The sequence below is a fragment of the Stenotrophomonas sp. YJH_SMC_20 genome (assembly GCF_059367845.1).
In genome coordinates this window covers 186,071-200,850 of sequence record NZ_JCAFRG010000006.1, presented here as the reverse complement: position 1 = coordinate 200,850, position 14,780 = coordinate 186,071, and the positions used below count along the sequence as shown (strand labels likewise).

Sequence of the window (14,780 nt, the reverse complement as noted above, 5' to 3'; positions counted from 1 at the left end):
CGCAGCGCGCCAATCACCCCCAGTAGTGTGAAGGAATTTTTATGAACGCGTTAAGGTTGCGTGACGCCGGTGTTCACGTTGCCTCGCGGCTCCCCCGCTACCGTGAGCCGGCCTGGGCTCACCAGGCTTATCAGGGAGTGATGGTGATGCGTACTGTCAGGAAAGTGATCGTGGCGCCGCTGTTCGCGCTGGCGTGTACCGGTTCGGTGGCGGTGGCGGGCCCTGTCGAGCCTTGCGACGCGCCCTGCTGGCGGGCCTACCAGATGTGCCTGGCCAGTGGGGCCGACGCTGGGGAATGCCAGCAGGCGTACAACACCTGCGTGGTCGATCTGTGCATGGGCGTGTGAGTCGCGCCGATTGAGCCGTGTGGGAGCCCCGTCACTGACGGGGCTCTTCTGTTTCCGTGGAAGGTCGGGCAGTCTGGATGGGCCCTGTCCAACGGAAGCATGCCATGGCCGTCAAACGCGTCGTCGCCAACATCGCCACGGCTGAGCCGGAACGGGCCGCTGCCTTCTATGGCGAGCTGCTTGGCATGCCCGTGGTGATGGACCATGGCTGGATCGTCACCCATGGCGGGCAGGGCAGTGCGCTGGCGCAGGTCAGCTTTGCCAGTGAAGGCGGTTCCGGCACTGCGGTGCCGGACCTGTCGATCGAGGTGGACGACCTGCAGCAGGTGCTGGAGCGCATGCGTAAGGCCGGCATCGCGCTGGAGTATGGGCCGGTCGATGAACCCTGGGGCGTGCGCCGCTTCTTTGTCCGCGATCCATTCGGGCGGCTGTTGAACATCCTCGTGCACACCTGAGCAGGACGGTTCCAACGCCGCCTGCTACCACGTGACAGGCCGACCCTGCGTGGCAATCGACATCACAGGGGCTGGCAGGACACGCGCGTGCGCTCATCGCGCAACCGGGCGCAATGCACGCCGCGCCGCGGATGCTTACGTGGTACCGCAGTGGCACGGCCGTCGGCGTCGGCTGGGCGATGGCATCGGCCGGTACCCTGGCCCAGCTTGTGGCTGCAGGATGGCACCGCCGACGGGAAACGGCCTGGCCGCGTGATGATCACTTCTGCTGGCGGTGCGGAGCCTCTCCACCATGCTCGATCTGCTGCTGCTGCTGCTGCTGCTGCTGCTGTTGCTGCTGGCGCGCGTTGGCGTGGCGCGCGTGCCCACCCTCGCGCCCGATCGCGGCCATGTGCTGCCGATCACGGCTGATCGCCTCGCCGCCCTTGCGGCCTGCCGCACGTGCCTCATCGCGGCTGAACTCATGCGCATTGCCGGAGGCATGCGCCGCACGTCCGCCTTTGGCAGCGATCGCGCGCTGCTTGGCCTGGTCCATCGAGGCGAAGCCCCGGTTGGAGCGGTGATTCTGCTCAGTCATGGGAAGTATCCTTCTGCATGGGCGGCGCCGTGGTCGGCGACAGCGCCAATGCTTGGCCAGTGCGTGCTAAGCCGAGGTCGCCATCCCCGCCGTGGTCTTCACCCGGCATGCGCACGTGGTTGATGAGTCCGCCATTCAGGCGGATGCCAGGACCACCACCACCGGCGAACACGCGGGGTGTCGCCGACGCACTGCATCAGCGCAGGCGGGCGTCGCGCAGGCGTTGCGCGAACGGTCGTTGCTCCAGCACCTTCAATGCCTCACGCAGCACCTGTTCCAACGACTGTCCAAGATCGGCGTCGAGACTGCGGGCCGCTAGCGCCGTAGCCTGCCACTGCGCCTGCAGCGCCGGCAATGCCTGCAGGGCGTGCGGGCTCAACTGCAGGATGCGTTCGCGGCTGTCCTCGCCCACCGCAGCGTGCAGCCAGCCGTCGCGCACCATCGCTGAAACCGTCTGGCTGAGCGCGGAGTGGCTGAGCCCGCAGGCCAGTGCCAGATCCTTGATGCGGCAGGGGCCCTGCACCATCAGCGTGCGCAGCACCGGGGTGTAGCGCGGCCGGTAGTCCAGTTGCAGGTCCCGGTAGGCCTGCTCGACCGCCGGGTCGAGCTGGTCGAGCAGGGCACGCAGCAGCGTTCCCAGAGTTGCACGTTGGAGATCCATGATGACAATGATATATAAGCACTTATATATCATCAAGGCGACGGAGGCGATCATGACGGTTTCGTGGATGCTTGGCGCGTTGCTGGCGGCCGCCTGCCCGGCGCAGGACGCCGTGCTGCAGGCAGCGGCCACGGCGATAGAGGCGCAGTACCTGGATGCGGCCGAAGGCGCACGCATTGCCGAAGCCGTGCGCGGCTGGTCCACCCAGCAGCGCTATGTGGACAGCTGCTCGGATCCGAAGGCTTTCAGCGCACGCCTGAACCAGGACCTGGACACGTTCGATGGCCACTTCCATGTAGAGCGCGTGGACGCAACGGCCGGCCAGGACGACTGGCTGATGGCATGGCGCGCGGATGCGCGCAGCAATGGCGCTGGCGTGCGCGAGGTACGGGTGCTGGAGGGCAACATCGGTTACCTGCGGCTGAGTACATTCTATCCGCTGGATCTGGCCCGGCGGAAACTCGCCGCCGCCCTCGAGCTGCTGGCCGACACCGATGGCCTGGTGCTGGATCTGCGCCAGAACGGCGGCGGGGATGACGGCAGTGCCGACCTGCTGGTGCGCACGCTGTTGGACGCGAAGATCGACGCGGTGCAGCAGTTGGACCAGCGCGGGCGGCGCACGCTGGTACCACTGCCGCCGGCAAGCCTGCCCACTTACCTGAAGCCGCTGGTCGTGCTGATCGATCGCCGCACCGCGTCGGCTGCCGAGTTCGTCGCCTACTCGCTGCAGGCGCTGGGCCGTGCACGCATTGTCGGCACGCGCAGCGGCGGCGCTGCACACATGGTCGATGATCCTGTGCTGCTGCCGGATGGCTATCAGATCAGCATTCCCGATCGGCAACCGATCAATCTACATACCGGAACCAACTGGGAACGCACCGGTGTCACGCCCGACGCGGCAGGCGGTGACGATCCGCTGTTCGTCGCGCGGCAGCTGCTGGCCCGATCGGCCTCGCGGGAATGAACGCACAATTGCAATTGCGCCCTATCGCAGACGACATGCAGCGTGCCTAGAATCGAAGCATCCCGGTAGTTCCCGGGCGCTTCGAGTGAATGGACTCAATGAAGATTCTGCTGACCGGCAGTTCCGGGCGGATCGGGCGCGCGATCTTCGGCGCATTGGCGGCCTCCCACGAAGTGGTGGGGCTGGATCGCAGCCCATTCGCCACCACCCGCATCATTGCCGATGTCACCGATCACCAGGCTGTCGCACGGGCGGTGCAGGGCGTTGACGCCGTGATCCATACCGCCGCCCTGCACGCACCCCATGTCGGCCTGGTGCCGGACGGGGTGTTCCACCAGATCAACGTGGAGGCGACCGCGCACCTGCTGCAGGCCGCACGCGAAGCCGGGGCGCGGCGATTCGTGCTGACCAGTACAACCGCGCTGTACGGCCACGCCGTGGTCGCCGGTGGCTGCCGTTGGATCGATGAAGACACCGAGCCGTTGCCGCGCACGATCTACCACCGCACCAAGCTGCAGGCCGAAGCACTGGCCGAAGCCGCTGCGGCGCCGGCCTTCAGCGTGCGCGTGCTGCGCATGGCCCGCTGCTTCCCCGAGCCGCCCGAACGCATGGCGATGTTCCGCCTGCACCGCGGTATCGACGCACGTGATGTAGCCAGCGCGCATGCTGCACTGCTGCTGGACGAAGGCGCCGCTTTCGCGCGTTACATCGCGTGCGCTCCGACGCCGTTCCGGCGTGAGGATTGCCTGGAGCTGGCCACCCACCCGCGCAGCGTGCTGGCACGCCGCGCGCCACAGCTGCTGGCCGAGTTCGAACGACGGGGCTGGCCGCTGCCGTTGAGCATCGATCGCGTCTACGACAGTGCCCGCCTGCGCAGCGTGCTGGGCTGGCAGCCGCGCTTCGGCCCGGACGACGTGCTGCAGCAGTACGCCGCCGGCAGCATCGAGGTGCTGCCAAGGGCGGAGTGGATCAAGGATCGGGTCGCCGAATGAGATGGTCGCAGGGGGCGGGCACCGAGCCCACCCTGAGCAGGTTCAGGAATGTGTAGGCCGCTGGCCTCAATCTCGATGGCGGCCGGCCGCTAAACCCGGTGTGCCTCGTGCACCGGGCGCGGCCCGGCGGCCGGTGGCCTGCGCGACGGATCGCGCGCCTGCGCGGTGTCCTCGTGACGCCGGTCGTCCTGAATTGCCTTGCGGACCCTCCCATGCCTTCTTCCCGCTCCGCCACTGCCCAACGCCCGGGCAGCATCGCCCACAAGCTGATGCTGGGCACCGCTGTGATCGCGCTGCTGTGCTTCGGCCTGACCGCGTTCCTGATCTACCGGCAGGCCAGCGCCAGTCTGATCAGCGCCTCGCGCCAGACCATGACCAGCGAGGCCAACGCCGAGGCGCGCCAGGTGGCGGCTGACCTGGGCACCGCCTTTGCCAGCAACGATGCCATGGTTGAAAGCGTGCTGGCCCAGCGTGCCCGTGGCGACGTGCCCGACCGCGCCAGCCTAGCGGCGGTGCTCGGCGAACAGCTGCGTGCTCATCCGCAATGGCTCGGCAAGAGCACCATGTGGGAGGCCGATGCCTTCGACGGCAAGGATGCGGAGTTCGTCAATACCGAAGCACACGATGCCACCGGCCGTTACATGAGCTACTGGGCCTGGCAGGACGGCAAGCCGCAGCAGTCGGTGATGACCGATTACACCGAGACCGCCAGCGGATCGGGCGACTGGTACATGGGGCCCAGCCGTGACAAGCTGCCCAAGGTCAGCGAACCCTACGCCTATGACATCGCCGGCCAGAAGGTGCTCATGAGCACCCTGAGCACGCCGATCATCGAGAACGGCAGATTCCTGGGCGTGTTCACCGTGGACTTCTCGCTGGCGGCGTTGCAGAAGCACCTGGCCACGCTGAAGCCGATGGGGGCCGGTCGTGTCGAACTGCTGTCGCCGAAGGGTGTGGTGCTGGCCTCGGCCAATGCCGCCGAGATCGGCAAGCCGCGCAGCGACGCGCAGACCCGCAGCATGCTGGCCGACATTGCCGCCGACCGTCCGTTCGAGGCCTTCACTCCGGATGCGGCCGGCAATGTGCGGGTGTATGTACCGCTGCGGGTCGGCGATGCGCCGCAGCGTTTTGCCCTGGGCGTGGTGATGCCGCACGCGGTGATCGTGGCTGAGGCACGCCAGCTGCTGTGGCTGACCCTGCTGGTCGGCGTGATCGCCGCGCTGAGCCTCAGCGCCGGTGTCCATGTACTGCTGCGCCGCCTGGCGATCCGTCCGTTGGCCGAAGCGGTGCGCGTGGCCGGTGATGTCGCCGCCGGCAAGCTGGACAGCACGCTGCCGGCGCGCAGCAACGACGAAGTGGGGCGCCTGCTGGACGCGATGCAGGGCATGCGTGGGCAGTTGCAGTCAGTGATGGCTGCGCAGGCCGAAATGGCGCGCCGCCACGATGCCGGGGAACTCAGCTACCGCATGGATGCTGCGGCGTTCCCGGGCGAGTACGGCCGCATGGTGGCCGACAGCAACCAGCTGGTGGCCTCCAGCAATGCGGTCACCCAGCGCCTGGTCGAGGTGATGCAGCGCTACGCAGTGGGCGACCTCAGCGTGGACATGGAAGCGCTGCCGGGCGAGAAGGCGGCATTCACCGCCGCGATGGCAACCACCAAGGGCAACCTGGCTGCGATCAACGAGCAGATCCAGCAGCTGGCCGCCGCCGCCGCTGCCGGTGATTTCGCCGTGCGCGGTGATGCGCTGCGCTTCGAGCATGATTTCCGCCGCATGGTGGAGACCTTGAACACAATGATGCAGGTCAGCGACCACAACCTGGCTGCACTGTCTACGCTGCTGCGCGCGATCGCCGCCGGCGACCTCACTGCGCGCATGCAGGGTGAGTTCCACGGGGTGTTCGCGGTGATGCGCGACGATGCCAACAGCACCGTGCAGCAGCTGACTCAGATCGTCGGACAGATCCAGCAGTCGGCGGCCAGCATCCGCCTGGCCGCTGGCGAGATCGCGGCCGGCAACAGCGACCTGTCGCGCCGCACCGAACAGCAGGCCGCCAATCTGGAAGAAACCGCCGCGTCGATGGAGGAACTGACCTCCACCGTGCGCCAGAATGCCGACCACGCGCTGCAGGCCAACATGCTGGCCGGTTCCGCAGCGGGCGTGGCCAGCGAAGGGGGCGAGGTGGTCAGCCAGGTGGTGCAGACGATGCAGCAGATCGAAGCCTCGTCGCAGCGCATCGCCGAGATCATCTCGGTGATCGATGGCATTGCGTTCCAGACCAACATCCTGGCATTGAACGCGGCGGTGGAAGCCGCGCGCGCCGGCGAGCAGGGCCGTGGCTTCGCCGTGGTCGCCAGCGAAGTCCGTGCGCTGGCGCAGCGCTCAGCGGGTGCCGCCAAGGAGATCAAGGAGCTGATCGACGCTTCGGTGGCACAGGTCGGAGCCGGTGCGCAGCTGGTCCACGGTGCCGGACGCACCATGCAGGACATCGTCGGTCAGGTCGGCCGCGTGAATGAGATCATGGCCGAGATCTCGGCCGCCTCGCGCGAACAGTCGGCCGGCATCGAGCAGGTCAACCAGACCGTGGTGCAGATGGACGAAACCACCCAGCAGAATGCTGCACTGGTGGAGGAAGCCAGTGCAGCAGCCCGCTCGATGGAGGAGCAGGCCGAGCAGCTGGCGGTGGCGGTGTCGCGCTTCCGCCTGCAGGCCGGGCCGATGGCCACGGCACGCCGCGCGGCCTGAGCCAGAAAACGAAGACGCCCGGCGGGGGCCGGGCGTCGCTTGCATCCTTGCCGCGCATCCCTGCGCAGGTCTGATGGCTCAGAACATGCCTTCAAACGGGTTCCAGCTGGTGCGCCCTTCCACCTTCTCCAGGTAGTAGCTGTAGTTGGTGCTGGAGGCGACCAGCAGGTTCATGGCGATGAACAGCATGCGCCCGACAACGTCGGGAAGGAACATGGTGATGATGGCCAGTACGATGTTGATGCCGATCACCACCAGTGCCTTGCGCCACATGCCAAGGATCAGCAGGTAGATGGCGCCGAAGAACAGCGCGAAGAAGTTCAGGTTGATCTTCAGGCGGTCACCAAAGGACAGCGCCTTCCAGGCCTGCTTGAAGCCGGGGTTCTTGGGGGCGCCGTGCTGGCGGAAGAAGTTGAAGCGGAACTGCCACTTCGGGCTGAACTGGGACAGGTCAGTGGTATTCATTGGGGAAACATCCCTGTGAGAAAACGTTTTCATGATAGGACAAGTCCTATTCAGGATCCAAGCGCTGCCGTCAAAAATGTGACGCCTGCCTTGTTCCGACGGCTGCGGCCCGGCGCCGCACCGTCACCCGCCCGCCTTGTTTTTAGGTTAGGGTGCGCAGTTCCGCTGCCGCCGCGGTTGACCCCGGCGGCGGCGGGATGTCCATGGAGGTTGCATGACCACAGCTGCTACACCGGAAAACGCACCGGGGCCGGTGCTCCTGCCGACACCTGAAGTGGTGCAGGCACAACAACTGCTCGCGCGCCAGCAACTGGCGGTGGCGATGGACCGTGCGCGCACGGCCGCCACGCGGGACGCGGCGCCGGCCGCGCTGGAAAGCGAGTAATCCGCCACCGTTGATCGCGCTGGCATCACGCCAGCGCGATCACGGCGCGCGCGGGGGACGGGAACGGGACAGGGGCATGATGGCTTCCATCGGAGGAGGGTGACCCGATGGAGGCAGCAGGCGCACGCAGGCAGCGGGCAGCTCCCTTCCATGGGTCGTACGGCGCCGGGGCTGGAACCGGCGCAGCTGGGTGGGTTTTGACCGTGCGGACGACGGCAACCTGCCTGGTTCATGAAATGATAACCGTTCGCATTTGTTACGATCCAGCACAGGAGGCGACGAGGTGACATCCGATACCTGGCTGCCAGACTCGCCTGCTGTTTGCTGAATGGGGATAAATCCCGGCGTAGGCCTTCGCACCCGGCTTACATCCGGCGCCCTAGACTGGGCCGCATTTTCGATTCCGCCCTGTTGGAGATCGTGTGGGTTCCGGTAGTGACAGACAGCGACTGCGCGGCGTGAGGCCGACGCAGCCAGGACAAGTGCGGGCGCCGGGAAAGCGCGCCGGGAACCTTGGTGCATGCAGCCCGGCCGGGATGGCCGGCCGTGCCGACCGCGCGGAGTAGGCGGCAATGGGGGTGCAGACCATCCATGCGGAAGCGGATACGCCCCGGCTTGATGCCGGCTGGGCGCTGCTGCCGGTGGAATCGCCGTTGCAGATGCCCGAGCAGACCCTGCGCGAGGGCCATCTGAAGGTTCGACGCCACCGCACCTCGCCGCGGCTGATCGGCCTGCGCCGGTTCTACATCTTCGGCGGCACGCTGGCGATGACCGCCATCGCTACCCGGATGATGTGGCGGGTGCTGTCGGCCAACGGCATCAGTGTGCTTGAAGCCTGCCTGCTGGTGCTGTTCGTCGGCCTGTTCGCCTGGATTGCGCTGTCGTTCGCCAGTGCCGTGGCCGGCTTCCTGACGGCGGTGTTCGACCGGGGTTACCGGCTGGGCATCGATCCGGACAAGCCGCTGCCTACGGTACACAGCCGCACCGCGCTGCTGATGCCAACCTACAACGAAGACCCGCGCCGCCTGCTGGCGGGCCTGCAGGCGATCTACGAGTCGGTGGCGGCCACCGGCCAGCTCGACCGCTTCGACTTCTTCGTGCTCAGCGACACCCGCCGCGAGGACATCGCCGGTGCCGAGGAACAGGTGTTTGCCGAACTGCGCGAGCGTGTACCTGATGGCCGGGTGCGGCTGTTCTACCGCCGCCGTGGCGACAACAGCGGGCGCAAGGCCGGCAACATCGCCGACTGGGTGCGCCGCTTCGGCGGCGCCTACCCGCAGATGCTGATCCTGGACGCCGACAGCCTGATGACCGGCGACAGCATCGTGCGCCTGGTGGCCGGCATGGAACACAACGCCGACGTCGGCCTGATCCAGACCCTGCCGTCGGTGATCGGTGGCCGTACCCTGTTCGCGCGCATGCAGCAGTTCGGTGGCCGCGTGTACGGGCCGGTGATTGCGCGTGGCGTGGCCTGGTGGCATGGCGCCGAGAGCAACTATTGGGGCCACAATGCCATCATCCGCACCCGCGCCTTCGCAGACCACGCCGGCCTGCCAGCGCTACCAGGACGCAAGCCGTTCGGCGGCCATGTGCTCAGCCATGACTTCGTCGAAGCGGCGCTGATGAGGCGTGGTGGCTGGGCCGCGCACATGGTGCCCTACCTGGGTGGCAGCTACGAGGAAGGCCCTCCGACACTGACTGACCTGCTGGTGCGCGACCGCCGCTGGTGCCAGGGCAACCTGCAACACGGCAAGGTGGTCGGCAGCCGTGGCCTGCACTGGATCAGCCGCACGCACATGCTGATCGGCATCGGCCATTACTTCACCGCGCCGATGTGGGCGATGCTGATGCTGATCGGCATCGCCATTCCATTGTTCCAGGAAGGCATTGATTTCAACGCCCTGCTGCACCTGTCGCCCAGCGTTTACTGGCGCGCACAGGACGAAGAACAGGTGGTTCGCCTGTTCGCTGCCACCATGGCCGTGCTGCTGCTGCCCAAGGTGCTGGGGTACCTGGCAATGCTTCTGGAGCCGGTCGACCGTCGTGGCTGTGGTGGCGCGATCCGCGCGTTCGTTTCGATGCTGGTGGAAACCGTACTGGCCGCGCTGATGGCGCCGGTGGTGATGTACGTGCAGTCGCGCGGCGTCGCCGAAGTGCTGTCCGGGCGCGATTCCGGCTGGGACGCGCAGCAGCGTGACGACGGTGGTATCTCGTGGCTGGCGCTGATCCGCGGCTATGGCGGCCTCGGCGTATTCGGTGCCTTCATGGGCGTGCTGGCCTGGGCCGTATCGCCGTCGCTGGCCGCGTGGATGGCGCCGGTGGTGATCGGCATGGTGCTGGCGGTCCCGGTGGTGGCGCTGACGTCATCGCGCGGGCCGGGTACCTTCCTGCATCGGCTTGGCCTGCTCGATATCCCCGAAGAGAACATCCCGCCGCCGGTGCTGGTACGCGCTGCACAGCTGCGCCGGGAAGCGGCCGAACAACCGCCGCTGTACTGATCGCCCTGCGGCAGCGGCATAATGCGGCTCGAACTTGAAGGAGCCACATCATGCTGCAAACGGTGGAACAGGAAACCGGCGCCTCGCCGCAGTGGTCGGTGATCTGGCTGCACGGCCTTGGCGCCGACGGTCACGACTTCGCGCCGATCGTGCCGGAGCTGGTGCGTCCGCACTGGCCAGCGCTGCGCTTCGTGTTCCCGCATGCGCCGGTGCGGCCGATCACGATCAACAACGGCGTGCCGATGCGCGGCTGGTACGACATCGTCGGCATGGATTTCCGCTCGCGCGCCGACATGGCCGGCGTGCAGGACTCGGTACTGCAGCTGGATGCGCTGATCGCGCGTGAGATCGAGCGCGGCATCGCTCCGGAGAAGATCTTCCTGGCCGGTTTCTCGCAGGGTGGCGCGATCATCCTGACCGCCGCACTGTCACGCACGGCGCCACTGGCCGGCCTGATTGCACTGTCCACCTACCTGCCCGAGGCCGAGAGCGCCAAGCGCGCTGACGGTGCGGTGCAGGTGCCGGTGTTCATGGCCCATGGCAGCAGCGACCCGGTGATTCCGCAGGCGGTGGCCGTACACAGCGCGCAGGCCCTGCAGGCGATGGGCCTGGAGGTGGAGTGGCACAGCTATCCGATGGCCCACCAGGTCTGCGCCGAAGAAATCCAGGCGCTGGGTGACTGGTTGCAGGAACGCCTGGGCGCCGCCTGAGCCATGTCACCGGCCAGCGCCCCGCCGTGGATGCCGGAACTGTGCCGCCTGCCGCGGCTGGCGGCGATGCTCGGCCTGGCCGAGCTGGTGGTGGTGGTACTGGCGCTGGCGCCCGACGGTAGCCGTCACTGGACCTTCGGCGAATTGCTGTCGGCCAGCGGCTTCGCGTTGTGGCTTGCGCTGGCGGTGACCGCCAGCCTGTGCCTGCTGCGGCAGGCGCTGTCGAGGCTGCCGCAGGTGCTGGGGGCTGTGGCGGCCATCGCACTGGCGACACTGATCGCGGTGATCTGCGCCGGCATCGTGCATGCGCTGTACGCGGTGCTGGGCGACAACTTCGCCCGCGGCATCAGCTTCTGGCGCTTCACGCTGGGCAGCGCGGCCACCACCGCGCTGATCACCGCGCTGGCCCTGCGCTATTTCTACGTGAGTGACCGCTGGGCCGCGCAGGTGCAGGCCAACGCACGCGCACAGGCCGATGCGCTGCAGGCGCGGATCCGCCCCCATTTCCTGTTCAACAGCATGAACCTGATCGCCAGCCTGCTGCATCGCGATCCGGCGGTGGCCGAGCGTGCGGTGCTGGACCTGTCCGATCTGTTCCGTGCGGCGCTGGGGGCGGGCGAGGGCGATTCCACCCTGCGTGACGAATGCGAGCTGGCCGAGCGCTACCTGTCGATTGAATCACTGCGCCTGGGCGAGCGTCTGCAGGTGCGCTGGCAGCGCGATGAGCCGCTGCCCTGGAATCTTCCCCTGCCTCGCCTGGTACTGCAGCCGCTGGTGGAGAACGCCGTGCTGCATGGCATCTCGCGGCTGCCCGAGGGCGGCACCATCGAGCTGCAGCTGGTGCGCGAGGGCAACGAGCTGCAGATCCGCGTGCGCAACCCGGCGCCCGACCCGCAGGCGCCCGGACTGGCCCTGGCGCGCGGTGCCGGCCATGCCCAGCACAGCATCGGCCATCGGCTGGCCTGGCGTTTCGGCAGCGCCGCGCGGATGACGGCTGGCTGGAGCGAGGGCTACTATGCCTGCCAGGTGACAGTGCCGATCCAGTGAGGGAGCGATCGTGAGGGTAGTCATCGCCGATGACGAACCGCTGGCGCGCGAGCGCCTGCGCAGCCTGTTGTCCGCGCAGGACGGCGTGGTCGTGGTGGCCGAGGCCGGTAACGGCGAGCAGGCCCTGCACGCGTGCGCGGAGCTGCAGCCGGACCTGGTCCTGCTGGATATCGCCATGCCCGGGCTGGATGGCCTGGAAGCGGCCCGTCATCTGGCCAGCTTCGAACCCCGGCCGGCGGTGGTGTTCTGCACCGCCTACGATGCGCATGCGCTGTCGGCGTTCGAGGCTGCGGCGATCGACTATCTGATGAAACCAGTGCGCGCCGAACGCCTGGCGGCGGCGATTGCACGCGCACGCACGTTCCTGGCCGGCCGTGATGGCCAGCCGCAGGACCATCGTGGGCAACAGGCACGGAGCATGCTGTGCGCACGCCTGCGCGGCAGCCTGCGGCTGATCCCGCTGGACGACATCCACTACCTGCAGGCCGAAGAGAAGTACGTGGTGGTGCACCACGCACGTGGAGAAGACTTGATCGAAGAGTCACTGAAGTCGCTGGAAGAGGAGTTCGCCAGCCGCTTCATCCGCATCCATCGCAACTGCCTGGTGGCACGCCATGAGCTGGTGGAGCTGCGTCGTGGCACGGGCGGCCAGGTGCAGGCGATGCTGCGCCATGGCAAGCAACCGCTGGAAGTCAGCCGCCGCTGCGTGGCGACGCTGAAGCAGGAACTGCGGCATCTGTGAGTGGTCCGCGCGGCCTGCGGCCGCGACTGCTGTGAAATCAACAGCAACAGCAACAGCGGGTCATGGCTCGTTGTTTCTACGTGCTGGGTTGGGCCGGGGTGGGGCGGCGGGACACGCTGCAAGTACATCCATGTAAGCTCGATGGCGCCTTGCTCGTGTGCGCTGTCCTGCGCACACGGCAAGACCGGGGTTGGGCGTCCTGCCCAACCCGCCCGAGGCATGCCTCGCGCCCATGGCGCCAACGGTCCCGCGACCCCACCCCGCCCGGCCAAGCGCGGCTGTTGCTTTCGCGACCCCTCCGCCAGCCACGAGGGGCTCCGCCGTTGGCCGTATCCGCGCCGGAGGCGCGATAATGACCGGATGGAAACCGTCCGCATCGCCACCCGCAAGAGCCCGCTCGCCCTCTGGCAGAGCGAACACGTCGCTGACCGCCTGCGCCAGGCCCATCCCGGCCTGCATGTGGAACTGGTGCCGATGAGCACCCGCGGTGACGAGGTGCTCGACCGCTCGCTGGCCGCGATCGGTGGCAAGGGCCTGTTCCTGAAGGAACTGGAGCTGGCCATGCTGCGCGGTGAGGCCGACTGCGCCGTGCATTCTTTGAAGGACGTGCCGATGGAACTGGACGAGCCGTTCGCGCTGCCGGCAATCCTGCCCCGACACGATCCGGCCGATGGCTTCGTCTCCAACCTGTACGCCTCGCTGGACGCGCTGCCGATCGGCGCGCGGGTCGGTACCTCGTCGCTGCGCCGCCAGGCCCAGCTGCGCGCGCTGCGCCCGGACCTGGAGCTGCTCGACCTGCGCGGCAACGTCAACACCCGCCTGGCCAAGCTCGACAACGGCGGCTACGACGCCATCGTGCTGGCCGTGGCCGGCCTGGAGCGCCTGGGCCTGGGTGAGCGCATCGTCGCGCGCCTGCAACCGCCGCAGTGGTTGCCGGCCCCGGCGCAGGGCGCGGTGGCGGTGGAGTGCGATGGCGGCAATGCGCACCTGAGGGCGCTGTTCGGCCAGCTTGATGACGCGGCTACCCGTGCCTGCGTGGAAGCCGAGCGGGCAATGAACCGTGCGCTGCATGGCAGCTGCCATGTGCCGGTGGCGGCCATCGCGCAGTGGCAGGGCGACGACCTGCACCTGCAGGGGCTGGTTGGCAGCGCCAGCGATGGCCGTGCTGTGCGTGCCGAGGCGGTGGGCCCGGCCAATGCCCCGGAAGCGCTGGGCCAGCGCGTGGCGAACATGCTGCTGGACGATGGCGCCGGCGAACTGCTGAACGCCTGAGCCCCGATGTCTGTAGAGCCGAGCCATGCTCGGCTGCTCTTCGCCGGGAAAATCCCGGGCTTCGCGCTCAAGTCGAGCATGGCTCGACTCTACAAAAACGAAACGGGCGCCCTCGGCGCCCGTTCTGCTTATTTGAACTTGTAGACCACGTTCATCGTGGTCAGCGTATCGGTCTTGCGCTTGTCGACAGCGACGTCGCTGTTGTAACGCGCCTGCCAACCGGCCTTCAGCGCCAGGTGCTCGTTCATGCTCACCGAGACACCGAAGTCGTTCTGGCCGAAGGTGTTGTACGAACCGGACTCGACCAGCAGCGTGTTCACCAGATCGGTGTTGTCGGTCAGCGAGTACTTCATGTCGAACAGGCCACGGCCGATCATGCCGGTGCGGGTGCGGTCGTCCTCGGTGCTGTGGGTGCGGCGCACACCGGGACCGATCTGCGCGTCGAACGAGAAGCGCTCGGTGTTCCACAGGCGGGTGCCGTAACCCAGGCCGAACGAGCTCTGGCGGTCGTAGGTGGCGAAGTCATCGCGCTCGGTACGCACCGTGGCGGTCAGCTGGCGGTGCTCGCCCAGCTGCAGCGCGCTGCCGGCACTGCCGGTGTAGCGATTGGCCGTGGTGTTGTTGCGGCGGGTGGTGGTGCCGTCATCGCGGGTCTCGGTCACCTTGGAGCTGGAGCGCAGGCCGGCCAGGTCCATGCTGTGAACCCAGTCGCCGTCGGTGTAGCGAAGGCGCAGGCGGCCGTTGAAGCTCTCGGTGCTGCTGTTGCCGCGTGCCGAAGCGAAGCCGAGCTCGCCGCCACTGCCGCTCCACGGCGAGGACATCGCCGCCAGTTCGGAGGCATCCTGTGCGTACGCGAGCGGCGCGCACAGCAGCAGGGGGATCAGCAGGGACACGCGCAGGAACATCGGGACTACTCCGAAG

15 protein-coding genes are annotated in these 14,780 nt (G+C 67.6%); 11 read left to right on the top strand and 4 right to left on the bottom strand.

From position 1 onward, the window contains the following. Positions 1-146 precede the first annotated feature (146 nt). Both AC5P6A_RS12760 and AC5P6A_RS12755 read left to right on the top strand, forming a co-directional pair. A complete protein-coding gene (locus AC5P6A_RS12760; protein ID WP_346715121.1) occupies positions 147-347 on the top strand; it encodes a hypothetical protein in 201 nt (66 codons plus the stop codon). 104 nt (positions 348-451) lie between these two features. Continuing rightward, a complete protein-coding gene (locus AC5P6A_RS12755; protein ID WP_019660756.1) occupies positions 452-802 on the top strand; it encodes a VOC family protein in 351 nt (116 codons plus the stop codon). Positions 803-1,061: 259 nt separating this feature from the next. Here the strand turns inward: AC5P6A_RS12755 and AC5P6A_RS12750 are convergent, their stop codons facing one another. Continuing rightward, positions 1,062-1,379: a KGG domain-containing protein gene (locus AC5P6A_RS12750; RefSeq protein WP_111101743.1), complete on the bottom strand. Its 318-nt coding sequence runs from the start codon at positions 1,377-1,379 to the stop codon at positions 1,062-1,064. Between the two features lie 196 nt (positions 1,380-1,575). Further along, positions 1,576-2,040, bottom strand: a complete 465-nt coding sequence (locus AC5P6A_RS12745; RefSeq protein WP_019660754.1) for a MarR family winged helix-turn-helix transcriptional regulator — start codon at positions 2,038-2,040, stop codon at positions 1,576-1,578. A 52-nt stretch (positions 2,041-2,092) separates the two neighbouring features. Here AC5P6A_RS12745 and AC5P6A_RS12740 point away from each other — a divergent pair, with 52 nt between their 5' ends. The 3 genes from AC5P6A_RS12740 to AC5P6A_RS12730 all read left to right on the top strand — a co-directional run bounded on the left by AC5P6A_RS12740 (position 2,093) and on the right by AC5P6A_RS12730 (position 6,740). Then, on the top strand, positions 2,093-3,004 hold the full coding sequence (locus tag AC5P6A_RS12740) for a S41 family peptidase (protein WP_227844047.1): 912 nt from the start codon (positions 2,093-2,095) through the stop codon (positions 3,002-3,004). 98 nt (positions 3,005-3,102) lie between these two features. Further along, entirely contained in the window at positions 3,103-3,996 is an 894-nt protein-coding gene (locus tag AC5P6A_RS12735) for an NAD-dependent epimerase/dehydratase family protein (protein ID WP_019660752.1), read from the top strand. Positions 3,997-4,208: 212 nt separating this feature from the next. Continuing rightward, positions 4,209-6,740, top strand: a complete 2,532-nt coding sequence (locus AC5P6A_RS12730; protein WP_019660751.1) for a methyl-accepting chemotaxis protein — start codon at positions 4,209-4,211, stop codon at positions 6,738-6,740. Positions 6,741-6,818: 78 nt separating this feature from the next. Here AC5P6A_RS12730 and AC5P6A_RS12725 read toward each other — a convergent pair whose 3' ends face one another. Further along, entirely contained in the window at positions 6,819-7,205 is a 387-nt protein-coding gene (locus AC5P6A_RS12725) for a DUF2628 domain-containing protein (protein ID WP_019660750.1), read from the bottom strand. A gap of 214 nt (positions 7,206-7,419) precedes the next feature. Between AC5P6A_RS12725 and AC5P6A_RS12720 the strand changes: the two genes are divergently transcribed. The 6 genes from AC5P6A_RS12720 to hemC all read left to right on the top strand — a co-directional run bounded on the left by AC5P6A_RS12720 (position 7,420) and on the right by hemC (position 13,859). Continuing rightward, positions 7,420-7,590, top strand: a complete 171-nt coding sequence (locus tag AC5P6A_RS12720; protein ID WP_021204097.1) for a hypothetical protein — start codon at positions 7,420-7,422, stop codon at positions 7,588-7,590. A 572-nt stretch (positions 7,591-8,162) separates the two neighbouring features. Then, positions 8,163-10,088, top strand: coding sequence for a glucans biosynthesis glucosyltransferase MdoH (gene mdoH, locus AC5P6A_RS12715; protein WP_019660748.1), 1,926 nt, complete (start codon positions 8,163-8,165; stop codon positions 10,086-10,088). Between the two features lie 50 nt (positions 10,089-10,138). After that, positions 10,139-10,798, top strand: a complete 660-nt coding sequence (locus AC5P6A_RS12710; RefSeq protein ID WP_019660747.1) for an alpha/beta hydrolase — start codon at positions 10,139-10,141, stop codon at positions 10,796-10,798. 3 nt (positions 10,799-10,801) lie between these two features. Beyond that, on the top strand, positions 10,802-11,845 hold the full coding sequence (locus AC5P6A_RS12705) for a sensor histidine kinase (protein WP_019660746.1): 1,044 nt from the start codon (positions 10,802-10,804) through the stop codon (positions 11,843-11,845). 10 nt (positions 11,846-11,855) lie between these two features. Next, positions 11,856-12,587 (top strand): LytR/AlgR family response regulator transcription factor, encoded by a 732-nt coding sequence (locus AC5P6A_RS12700; protein WP_019660745.1) that lies wholly within the window; start codon positions 11,856-11,858, stop codon positions 12,585-12,587. Positions 12,588-12,947: 360 nt separating this feature from the next. Further along, positions 12,948-13,859 (top strand): hydroxymethylbilane synthase, encoded by a 912-nt coding sequence (hemC, locus tag AC5P6A_RS12695; protein ID WP_111099183.1) that lies wholly within the window; start codon positions 12,948-12,950, stop codon positions 13,857-13,859. A gap of 128 nt (positions 13,860-13,987) precedes the next feature. Here the strand turns inward: hemC and AC5P6A_RS12690 are convergent, their stop codons facing one another. Then, the gene (locus AC5P6A_RS12690; protein WP_019660743.1) at positions 13,988-14,764 is read right to left on the bottom strand and encodes a DUF481 domain-containing protein; all 777 of its coding nucleotides are present in this window, start codon (positions 14,762-14,764) and stop codon (positions 13,988-13,990) included. Between the last annotated feature and the right edge of the window lie 16 nt (positions 14,765-14,780).

What these genes read in the sequence shown, in the direction of transcription:
- mdoH (WP_019660748.1), top strand. Translation starts at nt 8,163, where the DNA reads ATGGGGGTGCAGACCATCCATGCGGAAGCGGATACGCCCCGGCTTGAT.
- hemC (WP_111099183.1), top strand. Translation starts at nt 12,948, where the DNA reads ATGGAAACCGTCCGCATCGCCACCCGCAAGAGCCCGCTCGCCCTCTGG.
- AC5P6A_RS12735 (WP_019660752.1), top strand. Translation starts at nt 3,103, where the DNA reads ATGAAGATTCTGCTGACCGGCAGTTCCGGGCGGATCGGGCGCGCGATC.
- AC5P6A_RS12760 (WP_346715121.1), top strand. Translation starts at nt 147, where the DNA reads ATGCGTACTGTCAGGAAAGTGATCGTGGCGCCGCTGTTCGCGCTGGCG.
- AC5P6A_RS12720 (WP_021204097.1), top strand. Translation starts at nt 7,420, where the DNA reads ATGACCACAGCTGCTACACCGGAAAACGCACCGGGGCCGGTGCTCCTG.
- AC5P6A_RS12710 (WP_019660747.1), top strand. Translation starts at nt 10,139, where the DNA reads ATGCTGCAAACGGTGGAACAGGAAACCGGCGCCTCGCCGCAGTGGTCG.
- AC5P6A_RS12755 (WP_019660756.1), top strand. Translation starts at nt 452, where the DNA reads ATGGCCGTCAAACGCGTCGTCGCCAACATCGCCACGGCTGAGCCGGAA.
- AC5P6A_RS12690 (WP_019660743.1), bottom strand. Translation starts at nt 14,764, where the DNA reads ATGTTCCTGCGCGTGTCCCTGCTGATCCCCCTGCTGCTGTGCGCGCCG.
- AC5P6A_RS12750 (WP_111101743.1), bottom strand. Translation starts at nt 1,379, where the DNA reads ATGACTGAGCAGAATCACCGCTCCAACCGGGGCTTCGCCTCGATGGAC.
- AC5P6A_RS12705 (WP_019660746.1), top strand. Translation starts at nt 10,802, where the DNA reads ATGTCACCGGCCAGCGCCCCGCCGTGGATGCCGGAACTGTGCCGCCTG.
- AC5P6A_RS12730 (WP_019660751.1), top strand. Translation starts at nt 4,209, where the DNA reads ATGCCTTCTTCCCGCTCCGCCACTGCCCAACGCCCGGGCAGCATCGCC.
- AC5P6A_RS12740 (WP_227844047.1), top strand. Translation starts at nt 2,093, where the DNA reads ATGACGGTTTCGTGGATGCTTGGCGCGTTGCTGGCGGCCGCCTGCCCG.
- AC5P6A_RS12725 (WP_019660750.1), bottom strand. Translation starts at nt 7,205, where the DNA reads ATGAATACCACTGACCTGTCCCAGTTCAGCCCGAAGTGGCAGTTCCGC.
- AC5P6A_RS12745 (WP_019660754.1), bottom strand. Translation starts at nt 2,040, where the DNA reads ATGGATCTCCAACGTGCAACTCTGGGAACGCTGCTGCGTGCCCTGCTC.